A 23,109-nucleotide genomic window follows, 5' to 3' on the forward strand; every position below is an offset into this window, starting at 1 on the left:
GCCGCTGGAAAAGCCGGCAGCAGAATCTTTTTACTTGATTATCTTTAATAGTTCTTCGAGACGGTCCCAAGTTTCCGTTATACCTTGTAGCATACCCATATCCATTACTGTCTTGAGAGCCTCCGCGGAAATATATTCTGAACGGTTAATGAGATTCGTTTTACCGTCCAGATCAATAAATTCTAATGTGACTTCTGTTGACGGCAGACCCTCGTCGACATTCCCTTCAGCATCCGAGAAATAATCAGTGTACATAATCGTTTCCGGCTCGGTGATCACCTTGTATATTCCCTTGCCCCAAGCCTCCATGCCGTAAAATTGACCTTGATTCCGATCTACACACTTCATGCAATAGTGCCATACGCCACCTGGTCTGAAGTCAACGTTACAAACAGGTAACTCCCAGCCTTTCGGGCCCCACCAATTTTTGAGATGCTCAGGCTCTTTAAACATTTTAAATACTAAGTCGCGTGGTGCATTAAATACACGCTCCAGAACTAGCACACGATCTTCCTCTACTCTTGAAATCATTGCATTATTTAACATCGCTACTCTCCTTTACTAGAGTTTATTGAACACAGGAAACATACAGTATCATCAATTCAAAGTTTTTTTGCCCTGCAACACATCTAGGTAATCATCTAACCGATCCATCCTTGCTTCCCACAAACGACGGTAAGAGTTAAGCCACTTATCCAATTCTTGTAGCGGTTCTGGTTTTATCCTATAAATTCGGCGATTGGCTACTGGCTGGACCTCGACAAGGCCGGCGTCGCAAAGTACGCGGAGATGCTTGGAGGTTTGAGGTTGATTCATCTCAAGCTTTTTTGCAATATCCCCTACTTGCAGGGGGCCTTCTAGCAGTAGTTCAACGATATTCAGGCGGTTGGGTTCAGCTAGTGCACTGAAGATTTGTACATTCATGTTGAATCGTCTCCCCAAGTTTTGGTGTTCTTTCTTATTAATAAAATAGTCGTGTCAACACCACCTCACTTTTGAAATTTCATAAAAACTATTTGTTTAATACAAATATACGCGATATAGAATATTCCTGTAAAGGAATATTTTGAACGACTTGTCTTAAAAACAGGAAAGGAGCCTTCGGGCTCCTAAAAAATCGATAAGCATTCATTTGAGTAATTGATACTTTTTCATGAGTTCCAGAAGGAAACTCTCGCGTTATTCTTTCAAGTCTTCAATAGAATTAATATCGACATACTCTGGTACAACCAGTCCATTCTTCGTCCCATGAAGATTTCTCCCAAGGTCAACGAAATCATCCTTATAGGTATTATAATATTCAACATGCGTAGTTGGTAGCCATGCTCCAACCATTCCATCTGCACTCCCATTGGCTACACCAGCAAACATAGGCCCAACTTCAACTTGGCTCAATGTCACATCATACCCCTTTTGCTCAAGAACCTTGCCAATAGTATATGTACTGGCTATTTCTGTGTCCCACGCCACAAAAACAAGATTGATCGGTTCACCACTTCCTGACCCAGCACCGTTTGTCCATTGAGAAACTTTGTCAGGATTGGCACTAATCCACTTTTCAGCAGCTTCTGTTGGATCCATCCCATTTGTGATATCCACCATCACGGCTTCCATATCACCTGGTTCCCAAGAAAATTGATCAAGGATTTTATAAGCACCAGGTGCATCCTGCTCAAGACCTTTTCTTACGATGGTATGAATATCTTCAGCGCCACCAAAGGATCCTTTTGGATCTTCGAGATATTTCAAATCGAATGAGGAGAACATCCAATGTGGTGACCAACCCGTGATAATAATTGGTTTTTGATTTGTATAGGCTTTTTGCAGTTCAGCTACCATGGCTGCAGAAGAGCCTTCGAGTAACATCCAATCATCTAACTTGTAATCCTCTAATGCATTCATTGTCAACCCCATCAACCCTGCTCCAGGTTCAATCCCCACAATTTTATATCCTGTTTGGGCACCAATACCGTTCGCATTTTCATTCACAGCGTTCTTTTCTCCTAGAATCGCTACTGCAACAGCCGTACCTACTACAAGTAAAGCTAAAATAGAAAAAGCAATTTTTGGCTTCACTGCATGCCCATAAGCTGGGTTCCGTAAGTTTTGTGTGATACGGTCAAGGATGATGGCGATGATGACGATCGATAATCCAGCTTCAAAGCCTTGCCCAACGTCAATTTGACTAACCGCTCGGTAAACATCTGCGCCAAGTCCAGGTGCCCCGACTAATGAAGCGGTAACAACCATTGATAAAGCAAGCATGATACTTTGGTTAACCCCAGCCAACATAGTTGGAGTTGCCAAAGGTAATTGAACTTTGAACAATTTTTGACTGGTCGTTGCACCAAAAGCATCTGCGGCTTCAATCAAATCTTTAGGTACTTTCTGAATACCAAGATTGGTCATACGAATGGTTGGTGCAATAGCAAAAATAAAGGAAGCAATAATTCCTGGTACGACTCCAATCCCGAAAAATAAAATGGATGGAATTAAATAAACAAAGGCAGGCATGGTCTGCATAAAGTCTAAAATCGGGGTAACGATGTTTTGCACTGTTTTTCTTTGCGCACACCATATTCCCAGAGGGATCCCAATGATGATCGTAAGCAATCCCGATAATAAAACTATGGCAAGGGTTTGAATACTTGAATCCCAATAACCAAGATTATTAATCAATAGTAAACTAATGAACGTAAAAACGCCTAATGGCCATCTGCTTGTATAGGTAACCAAAAGAATCAAGATGAGAATGAGGACAATAGGAGGTCCTACACTCAATACATCTGCTATAACACCCAATAAACCATCGATCAAATTGGTTATAAAGGCAAAAAGTCCAGCCAATGCAATGGTTAACCATGCAACAAAAGAATCTACCCATTCTCCTAATGGAATTTTGGGGATATTCATTTTTAGTCACTCTCCAATTCGTTCAATGAATCTTTATTTCCGGTTAAAGCAGCAATGACGGCCCCACGTATCACAATGCCTTTTAATCGCTTTTCTTCATCTATCACAGATATCGGAAAACTGGATGTTGCGATCACATCCATGAGATCTGTAAGTAATGTATCTTCTGAAACCGTTGGGATCTCCGTTGTCATAACGTCGGCAATGGATTGATTTTGATCAATGGCCTGACGCGCTTGTTCGGCAGTAATCGCTCCCAACAACTTCTTTTTACGGTCTACTACAAATATGCTGGAATATCCTTGATTTCGCATAATTTCTAATGCAACCCTTGGACCTCGATCTACACTGATTTTTTCTGCTCGCTTCATCACATGTGAGGCTGAGATGACTTTCGATAAATCAACATCTTCAACAAACTTCTCGACAAATTCATTTGCGGGCTTGATCATGATTTCTTCGGGTGTCCCTAATTGAATGACACTCCCATCTTTCATTAAGGCGATCCGATCCCCAATTCGCAGTGCTTCATCTAAATCATGGGTGATAAAAATAATGGTTTTCTTGTACTGTTCTTGAATGCCAAGTAATTCATCCTGCATATCTTTACGAATTAACGGATCAAGTGCACTAAAGGCTTCGTCCATCAAGATAATATCTGTATCACTTGCAAGCGCTCTAGCAAGTCCCACTCTTTGTTGCATTCCACCGCTCAATTGTGAAGGGTATTGATGTTCGTAACCTTTTAACCCAACAGCTTCTAGAGCCTGCATGGCTTTTTCGCGACGTTTATCCGCAGCGACTTTCTTAATTTCAAGACCAAATTCAGCGTTTTCTAAAATCGTTTTATGTGGAAAAAGGGCAAAGTTTTGAAAAACCATACTGATTCTGTTTTGTCTGGTTTCCCGTAATCTGGCGGCATTCATCTTTACGATATCTTCGTTTTTAATTCGTATTTCTCCAATGGTAGGATCAATCAACCTGTTAAACATCCGAATTAAAGTTGACTTACCGCTTCCGGATAAACCCATGATGACAAAAATTTCACCAGGATAAATTTTAAAACTAACATTATTTACGCCAACCGTGAGCCCGGTTTCTTTTAAGATTTCTTTCTTTGATTTGCCTTGTTTCAATAAATCAATGGCAGCTTTAGGAGATTTACCAAAAATCTTTGAGACATTCCTGACTTCTACATATGGATCCAACAACTCATCACCCCATTTTATCGATTGCCTATACCCTACCTAAGTTTTCCCGATTTTGTATCCAGATATGAAGGTTCCAATGGATGGGGAAAAATCGTATAGGATATACATTTTTCATCACAAATAAAAAAAGGATATGAAATCTCCCTTTGAAAGAGGAGTTTCATATCCATTTCATCTTCTTTTATAAAAAAGTTGACCATTTCTGTGGTTTTGGGCATCATTTTTAACGCAAGCATAACACCTAAAGGAACTAAAATCACATCATCCAAATAACCCAATATTGAAATGAAATCAGGAATTAGATCAATTGGACTAAAAGCATATGCTACAATGCAAGCGGAATAAGAAGCTAAAAGCCTTTCCACGTGAAGAAGCTTTCCGACTTTAGAATAACGAGAGTTGATCGCCCTCTTCTACCTTTTTATTGCTGCTTTTCGATAGATTGGGTTCTTCCTCTTTTGGGGCTTCCACGGGCGGACCCGCCTTCTTCACTACGCCTTGATGCACATGCTCTCGCTTACAGGTAGGACAGATATATACGACATTAACCTGTCGAGACCTTGCCAGCTTCATTCGTTCTTCAATGGGCAACCCTTTTTCTTGGGAACAGGTACCGCAGAGTATTTCCATTTTCCTCCCCCTCTCAGTCTGGTCTCCACTAAACTCTGTCGATAAATCATGTCTATTAACCTTACCATCAAAGCAAAGAAAAAAGAACCCTATGGAGAGGAGAGTTTCCCATAAGAGTTCTTTTTTTCATTACTTACTCGTTCCTTCATCTTTTGGTGCCGCAGTCCGGACAAGGACTGCAAGCTCGATATTATTAAAGTATCGAATCCCGATAAACCACTTATTCTACAATCTGGTTAAAGAAAGACCTGCATGGTTCTCCCTACAAGTAAAGAGTTGAATCGACTGTTGTTATGCTCATCTTTTTCTTTTATAGCCTGGCTTTCCATTTATCTTATAACCTCCTTCAGTTTATAATCTATTTATCTAAATGTCTGAAAAGGGGTGCTTTAAAATGTTTCGTTCAATTATTCGTCCTAGAGTTTCAGAAACAGATGGTGCAGGACATATTAATAATACAACTGTTCCAGTTTGGTTTGAAGCAGGTAGAGAAGGTATTTTCAAAATTTTTAATCCTAATTTGTCATTTACAGCGTGGCGAAGTGTTATTGTAAGTCTAAGTGTTGATTATATTCACCAAATGTATTTGGGAAAAGATGTCGAAGTTAGGACATGGATTCAACGGATTGGGAATAAAAGCTTTGTTATTTATGAGGAAATACATCAGGGAGGGATTTTGTGCGCAAAAGGAACTGCTACCTATGTAAACTTCAATCCAGAAAAACAGATATCCGAACCTATTCCAGAATCTATCCGTAATGAATTGGAAAAACATTTATTTGAGTCAACTTAATCGTATTTTTCAGTCTACTTTAAGATCCTTAGTCCAAATCATTTCCATAAAAAGAAAAGAGCTGCCAGTTTACCTAAGCAGCTCTTTTAAACTATTAATCTCCATGCAGCAAATAAAGTATGGATTATTTCCTTAAAACAGGATCCACAAGAACGGATTCAGTACCCTACTACCAAATTAAAACCGTAATACCAAAAACGATTCCCATGTACAAGAATGGGATCAAGGTATAGGTCATGATTTGGCGTGCAGACAATTTCGATAAAGCAATGACAGGCAAAAGCCAAAAAGGGTTAACGAGATCGTTCCAGGAGCTCCCCATTTGTACGGCCGTGCTCATTTTGCCAAGGTCTGCTCCTAATGTTTTGGCCGCTTCTACCATAAATGGCCCTTGTACCGCCCAGTGCCCACCGGAAGATGGAACGAAAAAGTTAATGAAAAAGGAACTTATGAATCCCCAAAAATGAAGCGTTTGTGCATTTGAAAAGGATACGAACCAATCAGAGATTGTAACTACAATCCCGGAGCCTGCCATCATCCCCATGATCCCGGCATAGAAAGGAAACTGCAGGACCATTCCCCCGGCGGTCTTTACACTGTCATTAATCGCCAAGATATAATTTTTTAAGGAACCATGAAATAAAATACCTAAAAACAAAAAGATACTATTCACACTATTAATATCGAGGGACCCTTGTTTCACAACAAAATGGTGATACAGGTAGGCTACACCAAACAAGACAACCAACAGTGCTAGTACTTTACTGTGTTCTAACTTTTGGGCTGGTGTTTGATCCTCTCCTTTCGCGGGTACCAATCGTTCCTCCGAAAAGTCATGGTGCTTTATTTCCTGCACGTTGGAGGCACGTGGATGAATGAGAATATTTACGAGCGGCAAGGTAATCGCTAGGATCACCAAAGCAATTAAGACACCTGGCTGGAAAATGGTATTGGCCAATGGGATTAACCCCATCGATGCTTCAAATGGATTACCCGGCGTCGCAATCGTTAAAGGAATTGTTGCAGATATTCCTATGCCATACAGAATCCATCCGACATAAGCGCTTGATACGAGGACAGGATAGTGTGTGCCGCGAACTTGTTTTGCTAATTGCTGAGCCATTAAGGTGCCGACAATTAATCCAAATCCCCAGTTCAGGTAAGAGGCGACTAACCCTACCAAAGTAGCTGTAACAATGGCTCCCCTTACCGTTTTTACCCGTCCAGCGATCCCATTTAACAGGCGGCGAATCGGTGCGGACTGTGCCAGAGCATAGCCAGTCACTACCATCATCACCATTTGCATCGTAAAACTTAATAGATTCCAAAACCCTTCAGACCAATACCCAGCCATTTCACCAACACTTTTGTGTTCAATGGTGATTCCCATCACAAAAATGATAAAAGTAAGTAAGATAGCAAAGACGAAAGGCTCGGGTAAAAAACGATGCAGAAAATTGGAAAATTTATTTGTAAATGTTTGCAGCCACGTTTCCTGTGTAACCTCTTCTTTCCCGGTAAGAACCTTTGCAACGCTCAATCAGCTTTCCCTCCTTTAATGGGCATAGATCGACTTAATATGTTTCCTCGTATTGCAGCACGGTTACTAAAACATGACATCTATTAGTTTCATTCCTATGAAAGAACGTTGACTTGTTTCTCTAGCTTGCGCACTAATGGGATGACCTTTTCTCCAAACACTTGCAGTTCTTCTTCATAATGAAGAAACCCTGTCAGAACTAAATCAATGCCGATCTGTTTCAATTCGATGATACGCTCAGCCACTTGCTCCGCTGTTCCAACTAACCCCGTCTTAAACCCATCATTATACTGAATCAAGTCCTCCTTTTTTGAGTTTGACCACATCCCTTGGGCTTGTTTTACTTTTTCCTGGAAACTCTTCACTGCCTGTTCATCCGCGTTGTCAATAATATCTCGTAGGACCTGAAGAGCTTCTTCCTCCGTATCCCTCACAATCACAAATCCGTTTGCAGCAAATTTTACTTCACGTCCTTCTTTTGCTGCTAACGCCTTGACCTCCTCAATTTGGCTCTGGAATCCTTCAAGGGTATTTCCGTTCATAAAATACCAATCCGAAACCCGTGCTGCCATTTCTTTCGCTGCCTTGGAATTTCCCCCTTGAAAAATGGGTGGTTTACGTTTCGGTTTTGGTTTTAGTGGAGCCTCATTGATTCGATAGAAATCCCCTTTATATGTCGTTCGCTCCTCGGTCCAAAGCTGTTTTAAAACCTCGATGAACTCCTCGGAACGACGGTACCGCTCATCATGGTCTAACCAAGGCTCTCCAAAACCAGTGAATTCTTGTTTATACCACCCGCTTACGATATTGATCGCTGCACGGCCTTCCGTGATATGATCAAGATTTGCCACCATTTTTGCAATAATCGCTGGGTGATGTAGGCCGGGATGAACGGCAGTGATCAGGGTGATCTTCTCGGTTACACTAGCCAACGCAGATGCAAGCGTGATTGGCTCAAGCTGTTCCTCCCCAATCGCATTAAAATAACGGGCTGGAAATAAGGCATATTCAAAGCCTACCTTTTCAGCTGTTTGCATATAACGCTTGTTCCCCTGGAACGTCCAATCTGTTCTTTGCGGAATTTTGGATAACAATAACCCACTGCTCTTGTTCGGGATCCAATACGCAAATTTTAGTTCACTCATCCTTCTTTCAGCTCCTCTTTTTTGGGTATAAAAAAAACCTTTGCTCCATGAGCAAAGGTTCCTTTTCAAAATAGGCTACCTTCCAACTCATCGATCTGACATTGGCACCGTGCTGGGAACAGTCGGTTGCCGAGGCTTCAAAGGGTCAGTCCCTCCACCTCTCTTGATAAGTTAATTCCTAGTATTCAACTGTGCTTACGTTGTTTATATTATTAATATAATAGGATTAATCTGATATGTCAACCTATTTTTTCCATTGTGAAGAGTTATCATTTTTTATGGTTCAGTTCATATTGAGTTCACAAAGCGGATTTATTATACAACTAAGGAAAGTTAATTCGATCGTTTCTTGAGGAGGAACTCAAAATGAAGAAAGTCATAATCAGTACCTTATCCGCCATCGCTTTACTCTCGAGTACATTGACGGCAAATGCTCAAGTTAGCAGTGAAAACACAGTTCAAACCAGCCATGCTATCAATACTATAAACTCAGCGGATTCAGTGGCGACATTACCTCAAACTACAGGTGTGTATCAAGTAGGAACGACCACTTTTGATTGGCTGGATACTTCCAGAGAAGAACTATTAACCCCAGATCCCAAAGATTACAGGGAGCTTATGGTTCAAGCCTGGTATCCGATTGATAGCGGAATAGGAAAGGAAACAGCACCTTATATCCCGTTAACTTCAGAAGGGATTGAAAAGATGGCAGCGAGTGTTGGACTCGGTAAAGCATTTGCCGAAGTCAATAAGATAAACACTCAAGTATTTGAAAACGGGGAATTATCAAACCAAAAGACCAAGTATCCGGTGGTGTTATTTTCACACGGCCTTGGTCAAGGGAACTGGAACTACCAGTGGCTCACTCGTGAGTTGGCTAGTCACGGATATGTTGTCTTTAGTGTAGAACATACCGGCTTTAGTTCTGGAACCGAATTTACGAATGGACAGTTTGTTCCAATCACTCCCAAATTTTTGACCGGAATCCCTACTCTCAAAGAATTTGATGATGCCGTAGATCAAATCTGGGTAAAAGATTTGCAATTTGTAATTCGCCAGGTAGAGACACTAAATCAAACAGATATAAAATTTAACTTTAAGGACAGACTCGATGTAAATAGAATGGCTGCCATCGGACATTCTATGGGTGGAGCAGCAGCCGCACGGGCCCTGCAGGTCGAACCGAAAATTAAATCTGCGATAGACATTGATGGATCTCTGATGGGGCTCACAGGTGAAACAGCCAAAATGACAAAGCCGTTTGCGGTTATTTCAAACGAATTTAACTCAAAAGTGTTCAAGGGTGAAGTTGAACAACCGCTACCTCCAGGACTAGATGAAAAGATAGTGCAAGATATGAAAGATTCATTTAAAGTGTTTAGCAACCGATACACACAGGCCATTGCAGGACCGGCATACGATATTACAATAGCTGGAGGGGCAACACACGTAAGTTTCACTGATATGCCTTTGTTGAAACAGTATCTTATTGAAACACCTTATTTCAATATATTGCCTACAGGAATTGAACCACAACACATTTACGACCTAAGCAACCGCGTCATCTTGTCATTCCTTGAAAAAACCCTCGACGGTAAGAATAATACAATACTTGATCGTAAAGATTTCATTACACCCGATTTAACGATCGTTCAATAGATAATATGGTTTTACAAAATTGACTAAGAAAAATGAGCAGTTCATTTGAACTGCTCATTAGTTATTTTATTAAGGTGTTTATATATCTCACTTTCCTTTCAGCTCAAGTACATTGCCTTTTTCATCCTCAAACAGAATATAGTCCTTGCTTTCTTTTTCAGGATGATCATAAAAACTGATATGGACAACCATTCCGTCTTTCTCCCATTTGGACTGAACCCAGCTAATCTCTCCATTCTTGCCTGTAGAGTCGTTCAACTTGGTCCATTTTGCCAATCAAATCAACGGTATCCATCGGAATTTCTCCCCATCTCTTGCGTTTGCGGGTTAAATCAATGTATTGATTATAGGCAACTCGAAAAAGCCATGGATTTAATCTTGCAGAGTCTAAATCGTGAAGGATCAGAATCGCTTTATAAAGTGTATCTTGAACAATATCTTGGGCATCATCATGTGCAGATCCCATCTTTCGAAGATATCGGTATATAATTTTCCCCTTCTCTTTTAGCAAATCTTCAAGCTGTTCCAATCGTTTATCTGCCCTCCCTTCTGCTTAATACACGAATGAGTTTCTTAAATGTTACTAAGTCTTGCAAAAAAAAAATGAATTTCACAATGCATTTAACTACTCCCCACGGGCTTATATGTATTTTGAACCAAAACACAAGCAAAACTATGAATCATCAATATATATAACATGAATAAAACTATGAAAGGGAGAATAATTTATGGGGATACGTAACAATTGCAAGTGCGGTTGCTCATGTGCAGATTTAACGGCTGATATACAAGATAACTCCGGCATTGAAGTGATCTTACTTTCAGGATTAACAATAAGAGGGTTTTTTGGTGGAATTTCAGATAGTGGTAGAGTCATACGTGTAGATAATCCTGAATTAGGTGGCTTATTCGTAAATATTTGTTGCAATCAGATTCAAGGCATTCGCAACTTTGGTGCGGCAGATGGCCGTGCTTAAATTAGAAAGGTGTTAGTAAAGATAATCTTCCCAATACATCAGTAAGAAGAAAAGGAGCTGCAATCGCAGCTCCTAAAGTTTGATTTCCATTTAACAAAGTAGAAAAATTGTAGTTTTCTCACCTTCCCCTGTAATGGCGTGGGACTAAATTCATTGTATTTCCACTACTTTTATTTTCTACAAACTGCTACCCCAATGAAATAACGCGTTCCCTCCCTTGGCTTCTCAAAGGTCACTCCCCGCTGATAATAAATGTCTACATCAGAGAACTGAACAAAAAGCTCTTTAAATTCATCTGGCGTCAATTGATGAACATGGAAGGGTTCACTTGTAGGCATCCCCCGCCCTCTTCCAAACGGACTAGAAAGTACGAGGATACCGCCTGGTTTTAGCATCTGATAAAGATTATCCATAAACCGCTGATCATCCTGTACATGTTCAATCGTTTCAAAACTTAGAATCGTATCGAACTGTCCAAGTTTTTCGGGAAGCCCAGGGTCTACCGCATCGCCTAACATATATGTAACTTTTTGATGGTTATATTCATGATTGGCATAGGCAAGCGTTTGTACGTCATTATCAACACCAATGATTTCTGTGACCTCACGCTTACGCTCTTTTGCCACCATATGACAACCGTACCCTGTACCACAGGCAATATCTAATACTCTTCCTTTTATATAAGGAGTGGCAAAATAATATCTAGCGATGTGTTCCAATAACATTCCGTTGGTTGGTTTCAGCAACTTCGGGATAATTCTTTCTCCAGTCCATTTAAGCAAACGGATCACCCATTTTCATTATTCTCCCCCCATGTTACACCATTTTGCTAAGTCTTCTCCAATATACATACTTTTTATCATGTGTGAAATATCAATTATCAAACCAAAATTCCAAGTATCCGGTGCTCCATTGCAGGACCGGCATATGACATTAATTACAGGTAGAATTTAACAACACCCTAAAAAGAGCCCTTAATTCACGGGCTTTTTTTAAGGTGTTAGAAATTTTAGGATATGCGACCAGAACACTCGTAACTGAAATGATCAAAAATTAAAACCTATTCCATTTCTATTTTTCCATGCCTATTTATCCTAAACTTTTGATTCTTTAATGGTTACATCTGAACGTGTAAAGACTTCTGGATTTAATTTTGTTCCTAATCCGGGACCTGTCAGAGGATAGACAAACCCGTCTTTCACTACAGGAACTTCTGTGACCAATTCTTTATACCAAGTATTATAAAATGCACGAACACATTCTTGCACAAGCGCATTTGGAGCGTTGATGGATAAATGAACATCAACGGCAAAAGAAACAGGACCTACGCAGTCATGAGTAGCGATCGGTAATTGATAGGCTTCGGCCATGGAAATAATTTTCTTTGCTTCGGAAATTCCGCCTGTATACGTCGGATCGAAGATGATGACATCTGCCGCTTGCTTTTCCATCACTTCACGAAAGGCCCAGCGAGTCCCCAAAGTTTCACTTGCCGCTGTGGCAAAACGTGTAGATCTGGCAAAATTTTGGAGAGAATCTAAGTTATCCATCCGAATCGGATCTTCGTACCAAAATGGACGGTAATCATCTAGGACTTGAGCAATTTGTTTGGCGGTGCGTAAATCCCATAGGGAATGCATTTCCACCATAATCTCTATTTTATCCCCTACTCGTTTGCGAATTTTCTCAAAAGGTTCGATTGCTTTTTTTAAATCTTCCATGGAGATATATCTCCCTTTAGTAGCTTCTGCAAAAGGATCTAAAGGCCAAATTTTCATCCCCATAAAACCTTCTGAAATCAGGCTTTCTGCCAATTCATCCGCTCGATATAGGAAACCTTCCAAATCTTCATAGGGACCTTCCTCAATATGAGTATTCCAATTGTCAACTGGTAGACTAGCGTGTTTCGGGCGTTTCCGAGTATACTGATACCCTGCGCACGTGTTATACGCTTGAATTTTATCTCGAGTGGCACCACCTAGTAATTGATAAATAGGTTGATTACTTACCTGTCCCAGAATATCCCACAAAGCAACGTCCAAGGCCGAACGTCCTCGATTTTCAATGCCTGTGCTTCGAGCACCAACAAATCCAACTAAATCCTGCCAATGTTTATCGATCGTTAATGGATCTTTTCCTAAGAGGACATTGGCTCCCATATCATGGATCCAAGCTGATACGGCTTCCGCTCCAAAATAAGTTTCCCCAAGCCCCACAAACCCTTCATCCGTATGTACTTGAACAAAGCAAATATTAGGGAATTCTTCAATTAAAATGGTTTCAATTTTGGTTATTTTCATTTTCGCATCTCCCAAGTTTTTTATTTTATTTGGATAATACTGTTAACTAAGTAAGTGAACGTTTCTATCGTCCTTTTTTAATTCATAAAGTACGTCTTCCATATGAGCGATCATGAGCCGTCGAGCTTGTAGCGGATTTTTTTGTACGATCGCCTCTGCAATGAGCACATGAAAAGAAGCTGCTTTCTCATTAATTCCTTTGATTTTGACTGTTTTTCTTCGGCTATCTAAAAGCAGATCATTGAATGCATTAATCATCTCAGCCAAAATTTCATTGCGTGAGGCTTTTGAAATCAGATGATGAAATCCCAGATCTTCTTCGAAGAAATCTTGTTTTCTTTTTACCTTTTCGCTCATGATCTTAGCTGCAGCGAGAATTTCTTCTGCTTCCTCTCTCGTTGCTTTTTCTGCAGCTAACGCTGCTAGTTCTGGTTCAATAACTAAACGGGCTTCTGAAAGTTGGATTAAAGAAGCATTTTCTAAAAAATCAAATCGATCCCCTGGAGCTTGATCCTCAAAATTTTGGCTGACATAAGTCCCTCTTCCTTGTTCAACTTTAATAATTTTTTGTTGTGCTAGGATTCGTATCGCTTCTCTTACGGAAGATATACCCACACCTAATTCTTCTGCTAATTGAGGAACGGGGGGGATTTGGTCTCCAGACTTCAAGATCCCCTCTTTCATCTTATTTCTGATGTCATCATAAACGACTTCATAGGTTAGACGTTTCATGCGTGATCCCCTCCTCTCTTTTTAAAGTTAGATGATTGATCTATTGGGTTTCAAAAGGATTGTAGTTATGGTATTTATTATTGTGAATCATATCGGATATCAGATAATTGTAAACATCATCTACAATCTCAATGCCATTTTGTTCACTCTCTTTTTCTCTTAGGTCACTTCTTTGACCTGGGTAATGGACTTGATTAAATCCAGGAGCTGGCTTCATATGATTTAAATCATTCATGGTTTGCGAAATGTTCTGTTTAAAATTTTCTACATCCGTAAAGGAACTAGGATTAATGACTATATGCAGCTGTCCAAGATCTCGACCTTGGGAAAGATCGCCATACAGGGGAGTAACACGGTTACCAAATGGTAATCCAAGTAAGACCCCCGATAAAATGTCAACCATCATGGCCAATCCGAATCCCTTAGCCCCAGCGACCGGTAATAAGCCATGGACTTGAAATGGATCGACCGTCGGATTCCCTTCATGATCTACCGCCCATGTATCTGGAATAGGCTCGTTTTTAGAACGGGCATCGAGAATTTTTCCCCATGCTTTGACCGTAGTAGCCATATCAAAAGTGATCATTCCACCATTTTGTGCCGGAGCTGCGAAGGCAATCGGATTCGTTCCATAATAAGGCTCCGTTCCTCCAAATGGAACAGCCATGGGGTCTGCTTGGCAAACAGAAATTCCGATCATTCCTTCCTTAGCGGCTTGTTGGACAAAGTAAGAAAGAGCACCGCTGTGTGAGATCCTTTTCACACCAACCATAGCGATCCCAGACTCTTTTGCAATGCTAATCGCACCCTCCATTGCTTTTTTTGCTGCCACCTGCCCTGCTCCATTATCCCCATTAAATACGGCGGTACATGGTCCCGTTTTTTGCAAAGTAAACTGTGGTTTGGTATTAATTCCGCCTCTGTCAATTCTCTCACAGTAATATTCAACACGAATGGCCCCATGTGAGTGAATGCCCCTTGCATCTGCAAAGACAAGCACATCAGCAACGCAGTCAGCGTGATCTATAGGAAGACCTGCTTTGACTAGCTTTGTTTGAATTAACTCTTTTAATCTTTCTATTGATACTCTCATATTCCACCTCCCCCGTTCTAAAAACTAACAGTACACATATAAACAAATACAGTCTTAATTGAATACAACTAAACATTCAAAACAACCGCATACATCCTAATATTACAAAAATTCATATGAAGATAAACTGATGGAGAAGAAAACATCATACCTCTTATCACCTTCATTATATCAAACATTGGTATGATGTTTCAATTTAGATTTTATAAAAAATTTAGTTATTTTGGCTTATGTGAAAAACCACTGCGGATGCAGCCCAGTTTACCAAACGATCTTTCCACTTTAGTGAAATTAATATAAGATGCCGGACCATATGCAAGGGCCTGAAGGAGAAACAGTTAAATAATAAATATAAACCCGCAAAATTTGCGGGTTTTTTTAGTATAATGATAATCATATTCTTCCCTTATTTCATATTACTGCCAAATCAGCTCTTACTACCATACCAATACACCCAACTAACAACAATCATGCATCCCATAATCACTGAAAACCATTCGATAGCGTGGTTTAGCCCAATCCACTGTGAAGCAAACCCTAACACAAGGATGGGGATGCTTACTCCCATATACGTAACAACATAAAAGCTAGACACAACATCTACACGAAAAGTATTGGGGGAAACTTGATTCACAAGTGCTAAACTTCCAGCATACGTTGGACCGTGACCCAAGCCGATTAGGACTGTGGTAAAAATGAGAAACCAAAGGGATTTCGTGATAATGGTCAATATCATTCCGATTAATCCTAGAATTAATAACGTATATCCAATTGTAATCAACGTTCGAATGGGTCGCTTTTTGAGCATTAGTTGATGTATGGTAGATAACCCTAGTACGAGGGCAATGATCCCTCCAGAAATACTTAAATTGTTTTTTCCAATTATAGTTCCTAGATACGAAGGGATAATAGACAACATTAAACTCATGATCCCCCATGCCAAAAAGGATGTGGTCGAGGACAAGTAAAAAGGTTTTTGAATGTTCTTTGGTAGATAAGGTTTGCGCAACTGAAGTGGGGTCAGAGAAGGTTGGATTTTCTCATGAATACAAAATAATCCAATCACACTCGGAATTGCAAATAGAAAATGGATCATATAGGAAAGTTTCGTTGGATAAGGAGCATAATCCCCTAAAAACCCAGATAAAACAGGACCTAGAGCATTACCAATGGTCACCGCAATGGCTGCAACGAAAGCGGATTTTATTCTATCCTGTTTTGGTTCTAATTCCGTCATAGCGGCAACAGCCACTCCATTAAGCACGCCAACTGATAACCCTTGAAACAATCGAGACAGTAAAATCATACCGATGCCATTGGATAGAGCAAAACCAAATGATCCCATGATGGAAAATAGAACACCGGCAAGCAGCACTTTCTTCCTTCCTATTCGATCAGATAATTGCCCAGAAATCACAATCGTTGGGATCACGACAAGGGCATAGACTGCAAAAACAAACGTAACCATGCCGGACGACAGGTTCCATTGTGTTCGATAAATAGCATATAGAGGCGCGGGAAGGTTCGTCCCTAGCAGGGTAATAAACAAACTATAGGCAACCAGCCAAAACGAAGCGGTCTCACTGCTGACCAAATTCCTCAACCGATTCCAAGTAACGTTCTGTGGAATACGATGGCTTACCGCCTTGACTTGAATCACATCTATTGAAGTTTCAAGTTGATGAATGACATCTCTGAGATTCACATCGTCGAGGGTGGTGAGAATCTTCATTCGGGAAACATTGCTCCCCGTGTATTTACCAACGGTCAATTTGTCTATATTGAAGCCCCGGTGACTAAATAAATCCGCAATTCGTGCTAAAACACCGGGTTGGTTGTTTACCAATACTGAGATGGTTTGAGTTGCCATCGAACGATCCCCCTTCTACATCCTTTCCATTTTATGATATCATCCTCATAAGTATATAAAAAATATCTGTATTGTTGGTTTGTCATATAAAATAGGTATGGGTAAACAGGGGGATTCCAATGGATATTCGGCAACTTCGATACTTTTTGGCTATAGCCAAAGAGGAGCAAATTACTCGTGCAGCAAAAACACTAAACATGGAACAACCGCCGTTAAGCAGACAATTGAAGTTAATGGAACAAGAACTCGGTGTCAAATTATTCGAGCGAAATGGAAAGCAGTTAAAGCTGACACAGGCAGGGGTCATCCTACAAAAAAAAGCGGAGAGTTTGATTCATCAACTAAATGAAACGATGACAGAAATTCAAGAAATTGATCAGGGACTACGAGGGACATTATCAATTGGCTCTGTCTTTTCTTGTGTCTCCCTCCTTCCCGAAAAAATCAAACATTTTCGAAAGAGGTATCCAGATGTAATTTTTAAAATCCTAGAAGGTGATCACTTCACTCTCGGAGAGTATTTAGAAAATCGAAATATTGAACTTGTGATCACAAGGCTACCTTTTGAATCCAATTATGCACCGGACAAATACGCCATCCGCCACTTACCATCCGACCCATTTGTGATAGTGGTCCCGCAAGGATGGAATAACTCGCAACATTCCATTTGCATGAGAGATATCGCATCTCTCCCCCTTTTGGCATTGAAGAGTGATAGAACAGTAAGATTACACGAAAAGATCGTAAATGAATGCAGACGTTTCGGGTTTGAACCGAACATTGTTTGTGAATGTTCAAGTGTTGCGATCATTATAGCATTAGTAGTAGCTGGTATCGGAGCTACAATTTTGCCGAAGTCTGTGATGTCTTCCTTTCCAATTTTAGAGATTAAGATGTTAGATATATTAGATGCTACTTTCCAATCTGATGTTGGTATAGTATGGCTTAAAGAACGTCATCTTTCCAAGAGTTCACAAGCCTTCATTGATACTTTTCAGGAAAATCAGTTTAAATTGTAGCATATAGCCATCCTTGGAGTCTGAATTCATAAGTAAAGGCTTCCTTCATTCGGGTGTTTCTCGTTGATCATAGTGTACAATCGTGAAATTCTTTTCGAGTTCGTTTTGGTACTTCCTTACATAAGGTATTTCCGAACAACCTGGACCGCCATGCACAAATATGATAATTGGATTAGATCGGTCAACTCCTCTAATCATTACTGCCAATTTTGTCCTATTTATTTCTATCTGTTCCAATATACTTATGCTATTATCCCCCTTTATAGTTGGTGTCCAAGTAGGAAAAATGAATCCTATTACACTAAAAGAGAAACGATTATACAACCTTTTTTAATAAATTTCATGTTCCTCCTTTTCATGCCTTCTATCCAAAGATTAATTTAACACTATTTAATTCTTCTAACGCTTGAGGATTTATTTTTAATGTACAAGTTCGTTCACCAGTACCTCCGTAAATAAAAGGGTAGTGATATAGGTTTTTATCTATAACGAAAGGTAAGTTCAGCCCAACCAATGGTACACTACCTACTTCAAATCCTGTTACTTTCGATAGTGTAACTGTTATTAAAGATTTCTGCCCGTTATAGTTCAGTAACCTCAACAAAAAAGAGTGTCAATCCTTCCCGGATTTACACCCCGATGCGAAGCTAATTTTAGCATCTTACATATTTACGTTTGAATCCAAGCCTCCCCCTATCGATTTCTTTTTGGATACTTTCGCAAGCGTTTAAGAAACTACTTTTTTTCTTGTCCCGTTTGATTTCTACTATACCTACTTCCTTTGCGGTTTCCATGGCCTTTTCATGTAGCGGCAAATAGGAAATCCCCACAGTGTATAGAAAATTATTCATAGCGGATTTCGTTCGTTCTGGCGAATCACAAATCGTATTTTTCACGATTTCAAGCATATTAGAAATCTTGCTTTCTAAGAATTCATTGTCTAGGCGATTCCCTAACAGCCAGCAGTAGCAACTCCAGCCTGCTGACATTCTCAGCTCGTCACCGCTTGCAATCCATTGATCAGCAATGTCTTGTGCAAGATCTGACTCTGATAAAGTTACTGCCACCACAAAATCGGACAGCATATAAAAATATGCACCATCCATCCATTGATTAAAATCCGCCTCCGTCATGGCTTTTGGGTCTGCAATAATGCCTGCAAAGTACATGGCATCATAGTTTCCCGTGGCATAAAGCTCATCAGCTAAACGTTGATTTATTTTTATCTTCTTTGCAATTGGTTTCATAGCACCTGTAGCCACGCCAAAAAGCGGCTCGTGCGCACCATTCGAAATGTACATTTTTTTCATTCGTTCCTTGCCGAGGGCTTTAAGCTCCTGCATCACTGTTTCTAAATCCATCGTTCTTCACTCCCTTCCCTAATATCAACACAGGTTATTTCGGGGTTTTATACCTTTTACTTCTCTAACAACTTATCTACTTTGTTTTTGTCATTGGTGTTCGTTTGAATTAGCTTTTTTAAATCCTTTTCATTTGTTATTTCACTTAAATCCTTCCCGTACCATTGTTGCAGTTGCTGTCTCGTCAAAGTATATGTTTCATTTGGATATTCAAAGGTAATCCACTCCACATTTTTAACCAATGCAAATAGATATGACGCATTATTAATCGTGCTACTTTGGATGTCACCATTTATATCTCCATATTGTATTTCCATTCCATATGGTTCTTTCTCGGTTTGAAGCATCACTTGTTTAAAGAAGTCAGCTTCGGGTAATTGATGTATTATATTTCCAACGGCACTATTATCACCTGTATAAGAACCCTTATATTGAAAAATATCCTGATCTACACCGTTATTTGAACCGCAACCAGTTAAAAGAAACAATAATATTAGGTATGAAGTTAATCTCATGACTTTCCTCCCCTGAATTATTTATGAAAAGTTTATCTTCCCTTTCATCCCCCAACAGATAGAAGATCAATCTGTTCATTAGCAACCACTTCTAGATCATGAGGAATTCGCAAATAAATGACTTGATCCCCATGGGCAGAAGAATGCCCCCTCATGATCGATTCACCCGTAAATTGTCGGATGGGAAACGGATTGGAACTAATTGCGAGATTAATTTCTTGTTGTGATGACGTGATCCTAAGTGTTTGATCGACTAACTCAAGATGATAAGGCTTCAGTTGATCAGAGAAATCATAATCGTTGATAATCAATCCCTTCCGAAAGATAAAAGCATCCACTTTTTCATCGTTGCTCGGTTTTCTTTCTATCAACACCCGGGTAGAGTTCACTTTATTAGATTGAAGTTTCAACGTTTTTAGATGGCCCACGTCAAAATTGGTTTCTACCAATACATACTCGGCGTCCACCTGGTCGATTTGCCCCTGACTAAGTTTCTTATCCACTTCATTCCATAACCGATCTATTTCCAACTGGTCTACTTTTTTTTGATTGATGGTGTTGTCCGTCATCAAAGGAACCAGTACAGTGGCTACAACAAGTACAGCCATATAGATAGACAGAATCCAATGGGTTACTTTACGCGATGTTTTTCCAAATTTAATAAAAAATATGATGATCAAAATTAGTAAAACTATGGCTATAAAACTCATCGTCTCACCTCCAGTTGATTCCAGATACTAGTCGAAGCTATGAAAAAGACTGCTACAGTAACCAGCGTTTTCATGATAAAAATCGATAGGACGGTCTCCTCCCCATAAAATTGAAAGAGATCTGTTAAAAATGAAAATCCGAGAATAAATGAACCGAAAAACAATGAACTGAAAAATAAAACGGGAATCAAAACCGAAAATAGTTTATTAAGTTGGACTAGGGTGCCAACAAAATACCCAACAGCACTGAAGAGAAAGACGTATAAAAAAGTGACAAAGATCCCTATCAAGACTTCCTTTAAGCTAGTAGTCCCACTGAATACCAAGGACTCCAAACGAAAATACATCATAAGTTTCAGTAAGTTTCCAGCTAAAAGAGCGGTTATACTCCCCAATATTGTAGCCGCTGCTAAGAAAAGAATATTGGAAAGACTGCTGCTCAGCCGATTGGATATGAATGTAAAGTCGTGATTACGGTATGGTCTCGTTGTAATTGTAATCGCGGTTGTAAAGGCCCAGATGAAAGTAAAGGGAATGACAAGATCAGCCGAATAGTAATTCACATTAATTTGAATATCCTCAGATGACATACCACTTGTAGCGACACCGCTAAAGGATGAAAAGACAACAGCCAATAACTGAATAAAAACAAGCGAACTAAAGGAGTCAATATTGGCTTTTAGTTTAAAACAAAATTGCTTTTTAACGGTTTCTGCCATATTCGTATTAGTTAAAGACATCATCAATTCCTCCTTTCGTATCATTGTTCAAATAGACACATAGATCACTGGATCGAACTGATGATATTTCTAGACCAGCAACCTGCACTTGATTCAAGACAGATTGAGAAAGATCATTCTTTACAACCGCGTACAATGTTTTTATCCCAATTTCATTTTTATAAATAACGTCTCTTCCATTGATAAGATCAAGGACTACTGTAGCCGGTCCCTTGATGCCGATCGCCCATTCTTTCAAATCAGAGATAGGCATATGCATATGTTTTTTACCATTTTTAATAAGTAAAACATCCTCCAGTAAATCCTCCATTTCATCTAAATGGTGACTGGAAAGAATCATCGTACGTGGATAAGCAATATAATCCTTAAGTAACACGCGATAGAAGTCCTTTCTTACAGAGGCATCCATGCCTGTTGTCGGTTCGTCAAAAAGGGTCAAAGGGGCATGGGAAGCTAAACCAATAATCATATTAAATGTACTTGTTTTCCCTTTTGAAAGTCGCTTATGATAATCCTTCGGATCAAAGGAAAAATAGTCAAAAAGCCGTAGCGCGAATGAATGATCCCAATTCGGATAAAAATCCCTTGCAACCTCTAATATTTCACCAAGCGGAATCGCTTGCGGAAAAGCCATTTGATCGTCGACAAAGACAGAATTGGCTGAGACGTTCAGACTGTTGAATGGTCTTTCGGAAAACACCTTGATCTCCCCAGATGTTTCTTTCATGAAGCCGGCCAAAATTTTTAGCAATGTTGTTTTCCCAGCTCCATTTCGTCCGATTAATCCTGTTATTTTATTTTCTTCAATGGAAAAGGTCATTTGGTCCAAAGCTTTTTTTCTTCCATAGATTTTTGTTAAACCCGCACATTCGATGATCTTCATTTCTCCCCCTCCTTCTTCTGTGGGTTTGTGCACTACGTCGAGTTCGCCCTCTTTCACACACCATGTAGTTGTCCTTTAGGGCTCTTTGTGTACCTCTTGTATGAATTTAATTAATTCGGCTTCACTCATATTCAGCTGCTTGGCCTCTAAAACCAATTCCCGCACTAATCGCTTCAAGGTTTGGTTTTTTCGTTTATACAGAATGGTTTCTTTTGCCGTATCAGAGACAAACATGCCAAGTCCACGTTTTTTATATAGGATCTTTTCATCCACTAGAAGGTTCAGTCCCTTAGCCGCAGTCGCAGGATTGATTGTATACATTTCAGCTAATTGATACTGGGAATACACCTTTTGATCGGTTTGGAAATGTCCGTTTAAGATTTCCGATTCAATCCAATCCGCAATCTGTACATAAATGGGTTTAATACTATCTGAATTGAGAATGATGTTCGCCTCCCCTCCGATCTAGTGCATTACTGTTGTAATGTAGTATATACTAGGTTGGGATATATTACAATAGACGATTTTATTGGAATCCCACCATTAATTCAGTAACCTCAACAAAAAAGAGCGTCAATCCTTCTTGGATTAACACCCTTTTACGAAGAAGCTAATTTTTATGGTCTAGTTCCTGTAGAACATAACTATGATCTGATGATTGCCATGACCGGGAACTATTCACCTTCCCTCCCCACTATTTAGCTGTTGCTCTTCAAAATCTATATCTCGTTTTCATGCTAATATATAAGTGACTGCTTGCATGCAATATTATTACTTTCACTAGCACATGAGGTGATGAAACATGGATTCAATCACACATACTTTATTTGGGTTAACCACTTACGGATCCGTAAAAAAGGAAAATAGATCAAAGCCAATTAAGAGAGCGGAATGAGCTTTGTCTCGTGTTTCCAGCAAAGCCTTCTATGAATGCTAGTTTAATAGTAGGCCATTATTAAGCAAAACGCTGAGAAAAAAGTAGACCACCTTATACCAAAACTTCTGTAAAATCAGTTTC

General features: G+C 39.7%; 25 protein-coding genes, 1 pseudogene and 1 riboswitch. Of the genes and pseudogenes, 4 read left to right on the forward strand and 22 right to left on the reverse strand.

Going from position 1 to position 23,109, the window contains the following annotated elements:
• Positions 1-30 precede the first annotated feature (30 nt).
• From J2Z37_RS22160 to J2Z37_RS22185, 6 genes are all read right to left on the reverse strand, one after another.
• The gene (locus J2Z37_RS22160) at positions 31-546 is read right to left on the reverse strand and encodes an SRPBCC domain-containing protein (protein WP_209812504.1); all 516 of its coding nucleotides are present in this window, start codon (positions 544-546) and stop codon (positions 31-33) included.
• A 51-nt stretch (positions 547-597) separates the two neighbouring features.
• Positions 598-924 (reverse strand): ArsR/SmtB family transcription factor, encoded by a 327-nt coding sequence (locus J2Z37_RS22165; RefSeq protein ID WP_209812505.1) that lies wholly within the window; start codon positions 922-924, stop codon positions 598-600.
• A gap of 255 nt (positions 925-1,179) precedes the next feature.
• The gene (locus tag J2Z37_RS22170; protein ID WP_209812506.1) at positions 1,180-2,913 is read right to left on the reverse strand and encodes a glycine betaine ABC transporter substrate-binding protein; all 1,734 of its coding nucleotides are present in this window, start codon (positions 2,911-2,913) and stop codon (positions 1,180-1,182) included.
• A gap of 2 nt (positions 2,914-2,915) precedes the next feature.
• On the reverse strand, positions 2,916-4,121 hold the full coding sequence (locus tag J2Z37_RS22175) for a quaternary amine ABC transporter ATP-binding protein (protein ID WP_209812507.1): 1,206 nt from the start codon (positions 4,119-4,121) through the stop codon (positions 2,916-2,918).
• 35 nt (positions 4,122-4,156) lie between these two features.
• Positions 4,157-4,489, reverse strand: coding sequence for a YkvA family protein (locus J2Z37_RS22180; protein WP_342453868.1), 333 nt, complete (start codon positions 4,487-4,489; stop codon positions 4,157-4,159).
• 19 nt (positions 4,490-4,508) lie between these two features.
• A complete protein-coding gene (locus tag J2Z37_RS22185; protein WP_209812508.1) occupies positions 4,509-4,754 on the reverse strand; it encodes a hypothetical protein in 246 nt (81 codons plus the stop codon).
• A gap of 394 nt (positions 4,755-5,148) precedes the next feature.
• Here J2Z37_RS22185 and J2Z37_RS22190 point away from each other — a divergent pair, with 394 nt between their 5' ends.
• Entirely contained in the window at positions 5,149-5,547 is a 399-nt protein-coding gene (locus J2Z37_RS22190; RefSeq protein ID WP_209812509.1) for an acyl-CoA thioesterase, read from the forward strand.
• Between the two features lie 169 nt (positions 5,548-5,716).
• Here the strand turns inward: J2Z37_RS22190 and J2Z37_RS22195 are convergent, their stop codons facing one another.
• Both J2Z37_RS22195 and sfnG read right to left on the reverse strand, forming a co-directional pair.
• Positions 5,717-7,087: a short-chain fatty acid transporter gene (locus J2Z37_RS22195; protein ID WP_209812510.1), complete on the reverse strand. Its 1,371-nt coding sequence runs from the start codon at positions 7,085-7,087 to the stop codon at positions 5,717-5,719.
• A gap of 95 nt (positions 7,088-7,182) precedes the next feature.
• A complete protein-coding gene (gene sfnG / locus J2Z37_RS22200) occupies positions 7,183-8,232 on the reverse strand; it encodes a dimethylsulfone monooxygenase SfnG (protein WP_209812511.1) in 1,050 nt (349 codons plus the stop codon).
• An 84-nt stretch (positions 8,233-8,316) separates the two neighbouring features.
• Positions 8,317-8,405: riboswitch (SAM riboswitch) on the reverse strand.
• Positions 8,406-8,598: 193 nt separating this feature from the next.
• Here sfnG and J2Z37_RS22205 point away from each other — a divergent pair.
• Complete coding sequence (locus J2Z37_RS22205; RefSeq protein WP_209812512.1) at positions 8,599-9,891, forward strand: alpha/beta hydrolase family protein; 1,293 nt, start codon at positions 8,599-8,601, stop codon at positions 9,889-9,891.
• Positions 9,892-10,114: 223 nt separating this feature from the next.
• Here the strand turns inward: J2Z37_RS22205 and J2Z37_RS22210 are convergent, their stop codons facing one another.
• Positions 10,115-10,420 (reverse strand): sigma factor, encoded by a 306-nt coding sequence (locus tag J2Z37_RS22210; RefSeq protein WP_209812513.1) that lies wholly within the window; start codon positions 10,418-10,420, stop codon positions 10,115-10,117.
• Between the two features lie 199 nt (positions 10,421-10,619).
• Between J2Z37_RS22210 and J2Z37_RS22215 the strand changes: the two genes are divergently transcribed.
• On the forward strand, positions 10,620-10,868 hold the full coding sequence (locus J2Z37_RS22215; protein WP_209812514.1) for a hypothetical protein: 249 nt from the start codon (positions 10,620-10,622) through the stop codon (positions 10,866-10,868).
• Between the two features lie 170 nt (positions 10,869-11,038).
• Here the strand turns inward: J2Z37_RS22215 and J2Z37_RS22220 are convergent, their stop codons facing one another.
• From J2Z37_RS22220 to ilvN, 5 genes are all read right to left on the reverse strand, one after another.
• Entirely contained in the window at positions 11,039-11,650 is a 612-nt protein-coding gene (locus J2Z37_RS22220; RefSeq protein ID WP_209812515.1) for a class I SAM-dependent methyltransferase, read from the reverse strand.
• A 312-nt stretch (positions 11,651-11,962) separates the two neighbouring features.
• The gene (locus J2Z37_RS22225; RefSeq protein ID WP_209812516.1) at positions 11,963-13,168 is read right to left on the reverse strand and encodes a mandelate racemase/muconate lactonizing enzyme family protein; all 1,206 of its coding nucleotides are present in this window, start codon (positions 13,166-13,168) and stop codon (positions 11,963-11,965) included.
• A gap of 42 nt (positions 13,169-13,210) precedes the next feature.
• Complete coding sequence (locus J2Z37_RS22230; RefSeq protein WP_209812517.1) at positions 13,211-13,900, reverse strand: FadR/GntR family transcriptional regulator; 690 nt, start codon at positions 13,898-13,900, stop codon at positions 13,211-13,213.
• Between the two features lie 40 nt (positions 13,901-13,940).
• On the reverse strand, positions 13,941-14,993 hold the full coding sequence (gene allD, locus J2Z37_RS22235; protein ID WP_209812518.1) for an ureidoglycolate dehydrogenase: 1,053 nt from the start codon (positions 14,991-14,993) through the stop codon (positions 13,941-13,943).
• A gap of 427 nt (positions 14,994-15,420) precedes the next feature.
• Positions 15,421-16,863, reverse strand: coding sequence for an acetolactate synthase small subunit (gene ilvN, locus J2Z37_RS22240; RefSeq protein WP_209812519.1), 1,443 nt, complete (start codon positions 16,861-16,863; stop codon positions 15,421-15,423).
• A 119-nt stretch (positions 16,864-16,982) separates the two neighbouring features.
• On the opposite strand from ilvN, the gene J2Z37_RS22245 reads away from it, so the two are divergent.
• The gene (locus tag J2Z37_RS22245) at positions 16,983-17,882 is read left to right on the forward strand and encodes a LysR family transcriptional regulator (RefSeq protein WP_209812520.1); all 900 of its coding nucleotides are present in this window, start codon (positions 16,983-16,985) and stop codon (positions 17,880-17,882) included.
• A 60-nt stretch (positions 17,883-17,942) separates the two neighbouring features.
• Here J2Z37_RS22245 and J2Z37_RS26185 read toward each other — a convergent pair.
• The 8 genes and pseudogenes from J2Z37_RS26185 to J2Z37_RS22280 form a co-directional block, all read right to left on the reverse strand.
• Positions 17,943-18,226 (reverse strand): annotated as a pseudogene (locus J2Z37_RS26185) (alpha/beta fold hydrolase); the annotation flags it as partial.
• 20 nt (positions 18,227-18,246) lie between these two features.
• Complete coding sequence (locus tag J2Z37_RS25915; protein ID WP_209812521.1) at positions 18,247-18,486, reverse strand: YbaK/EbsC family protein; 240 nt, start codon at positions 18,484-18,486, stop codon at positions 18,247-18,249.
• 49 nt (positions 18,487-18,535) lie between these two features.
• Positions 18,536-19,243, reverse strand: a complete 708-nt coding sequence (locus tag J2Z37_RS22255) for a DNA alkylation repair protein (protein WP_209812522.1) — start codon at positions 19,241-19,243, stop codon at positions 18,536-18,538.
• 56 nt (positions 19,244-19,299) lie between these two features.
• Positions 19,300-19,758 carry a DUF4825 domain-containing protein gene (locus tag J2Z37_RS22260; RefSeq protein ID WP_209812523.1) on the reverse strand — a complete coding sequence of 153 codons (459 nt, stop codon included), beginning with the start codon at positions 19,756-19,758 and terminating at the stop codon, positions 19,300-19,302.
• A 44-nt stretch (positions 19,759-19,802) separates the two neighbouring features.
• Positions 19,803-20,468: a hypothetical protein gene (locus tag J2Z37_RS22265; protein ID WP_209812524.1), complete on the reverse strand. Its 666-nt coding sequence runs from the start codon at positions 20,466-20,468 to the stop codon at positions 19,803-19,805.
• Positions 20,465-21,208 carry a hypothetical protein gene (locus J2Z37_RS22270; RefSeq protein WP_209812525.1) on the reverse strand — a complete coding sequence of 248 codons (744 nt, stop codon included), beginning with the start codon at positions 21,206-21,208 and terminating at the stop codon, positions 20,465-20,467. Before J2Z37_RS22270 ends, J2Z37_RS22265 begins: the two co-directional genes overlap by 4 nt.
• Positions 21,195-22,091, reverse strand: a complete 897-nt coding sequence (locus tag J2Z37_RS22275; RefSeq protein ID WP_209812526.1) for an ATP-binding cassette domain-containing protein — start codon at positions 22,089-22,091, stop codon at positions 21,195-21,197. Before J2Z37_RS22275 ends, J2Z37_RS22270 begins: the two co-directional genes overlap by 14 nt.
• A 75-nt stretch (positions 22,092-22,166) precedes the next feature.
• Positions 22,167-22,538 (reverse strand): GntR family transcriptional regulator, encoded by a 372-nt coding sequence (locus tag J2Z37_RS22280; protein WP_209812534.1) that lies wholly within the window; start codon positions 22,536-22,538, stop codon positions 22,167-22,169.
• Positions 22,539-23,109 lie beyond the last annotated feature (571 nt).

It is taken from the genome of Ammoniphilus resinae (assembly GCF_017873965.1).
In the GTDB taxonomy this organism is placed as follows: domain Bacteria; phylum Bacillota; class Bacilli; order Aneurinibacillales; family RAOX-1; genus Ammoniphilus_A; species Ammoniphilus_A resinae.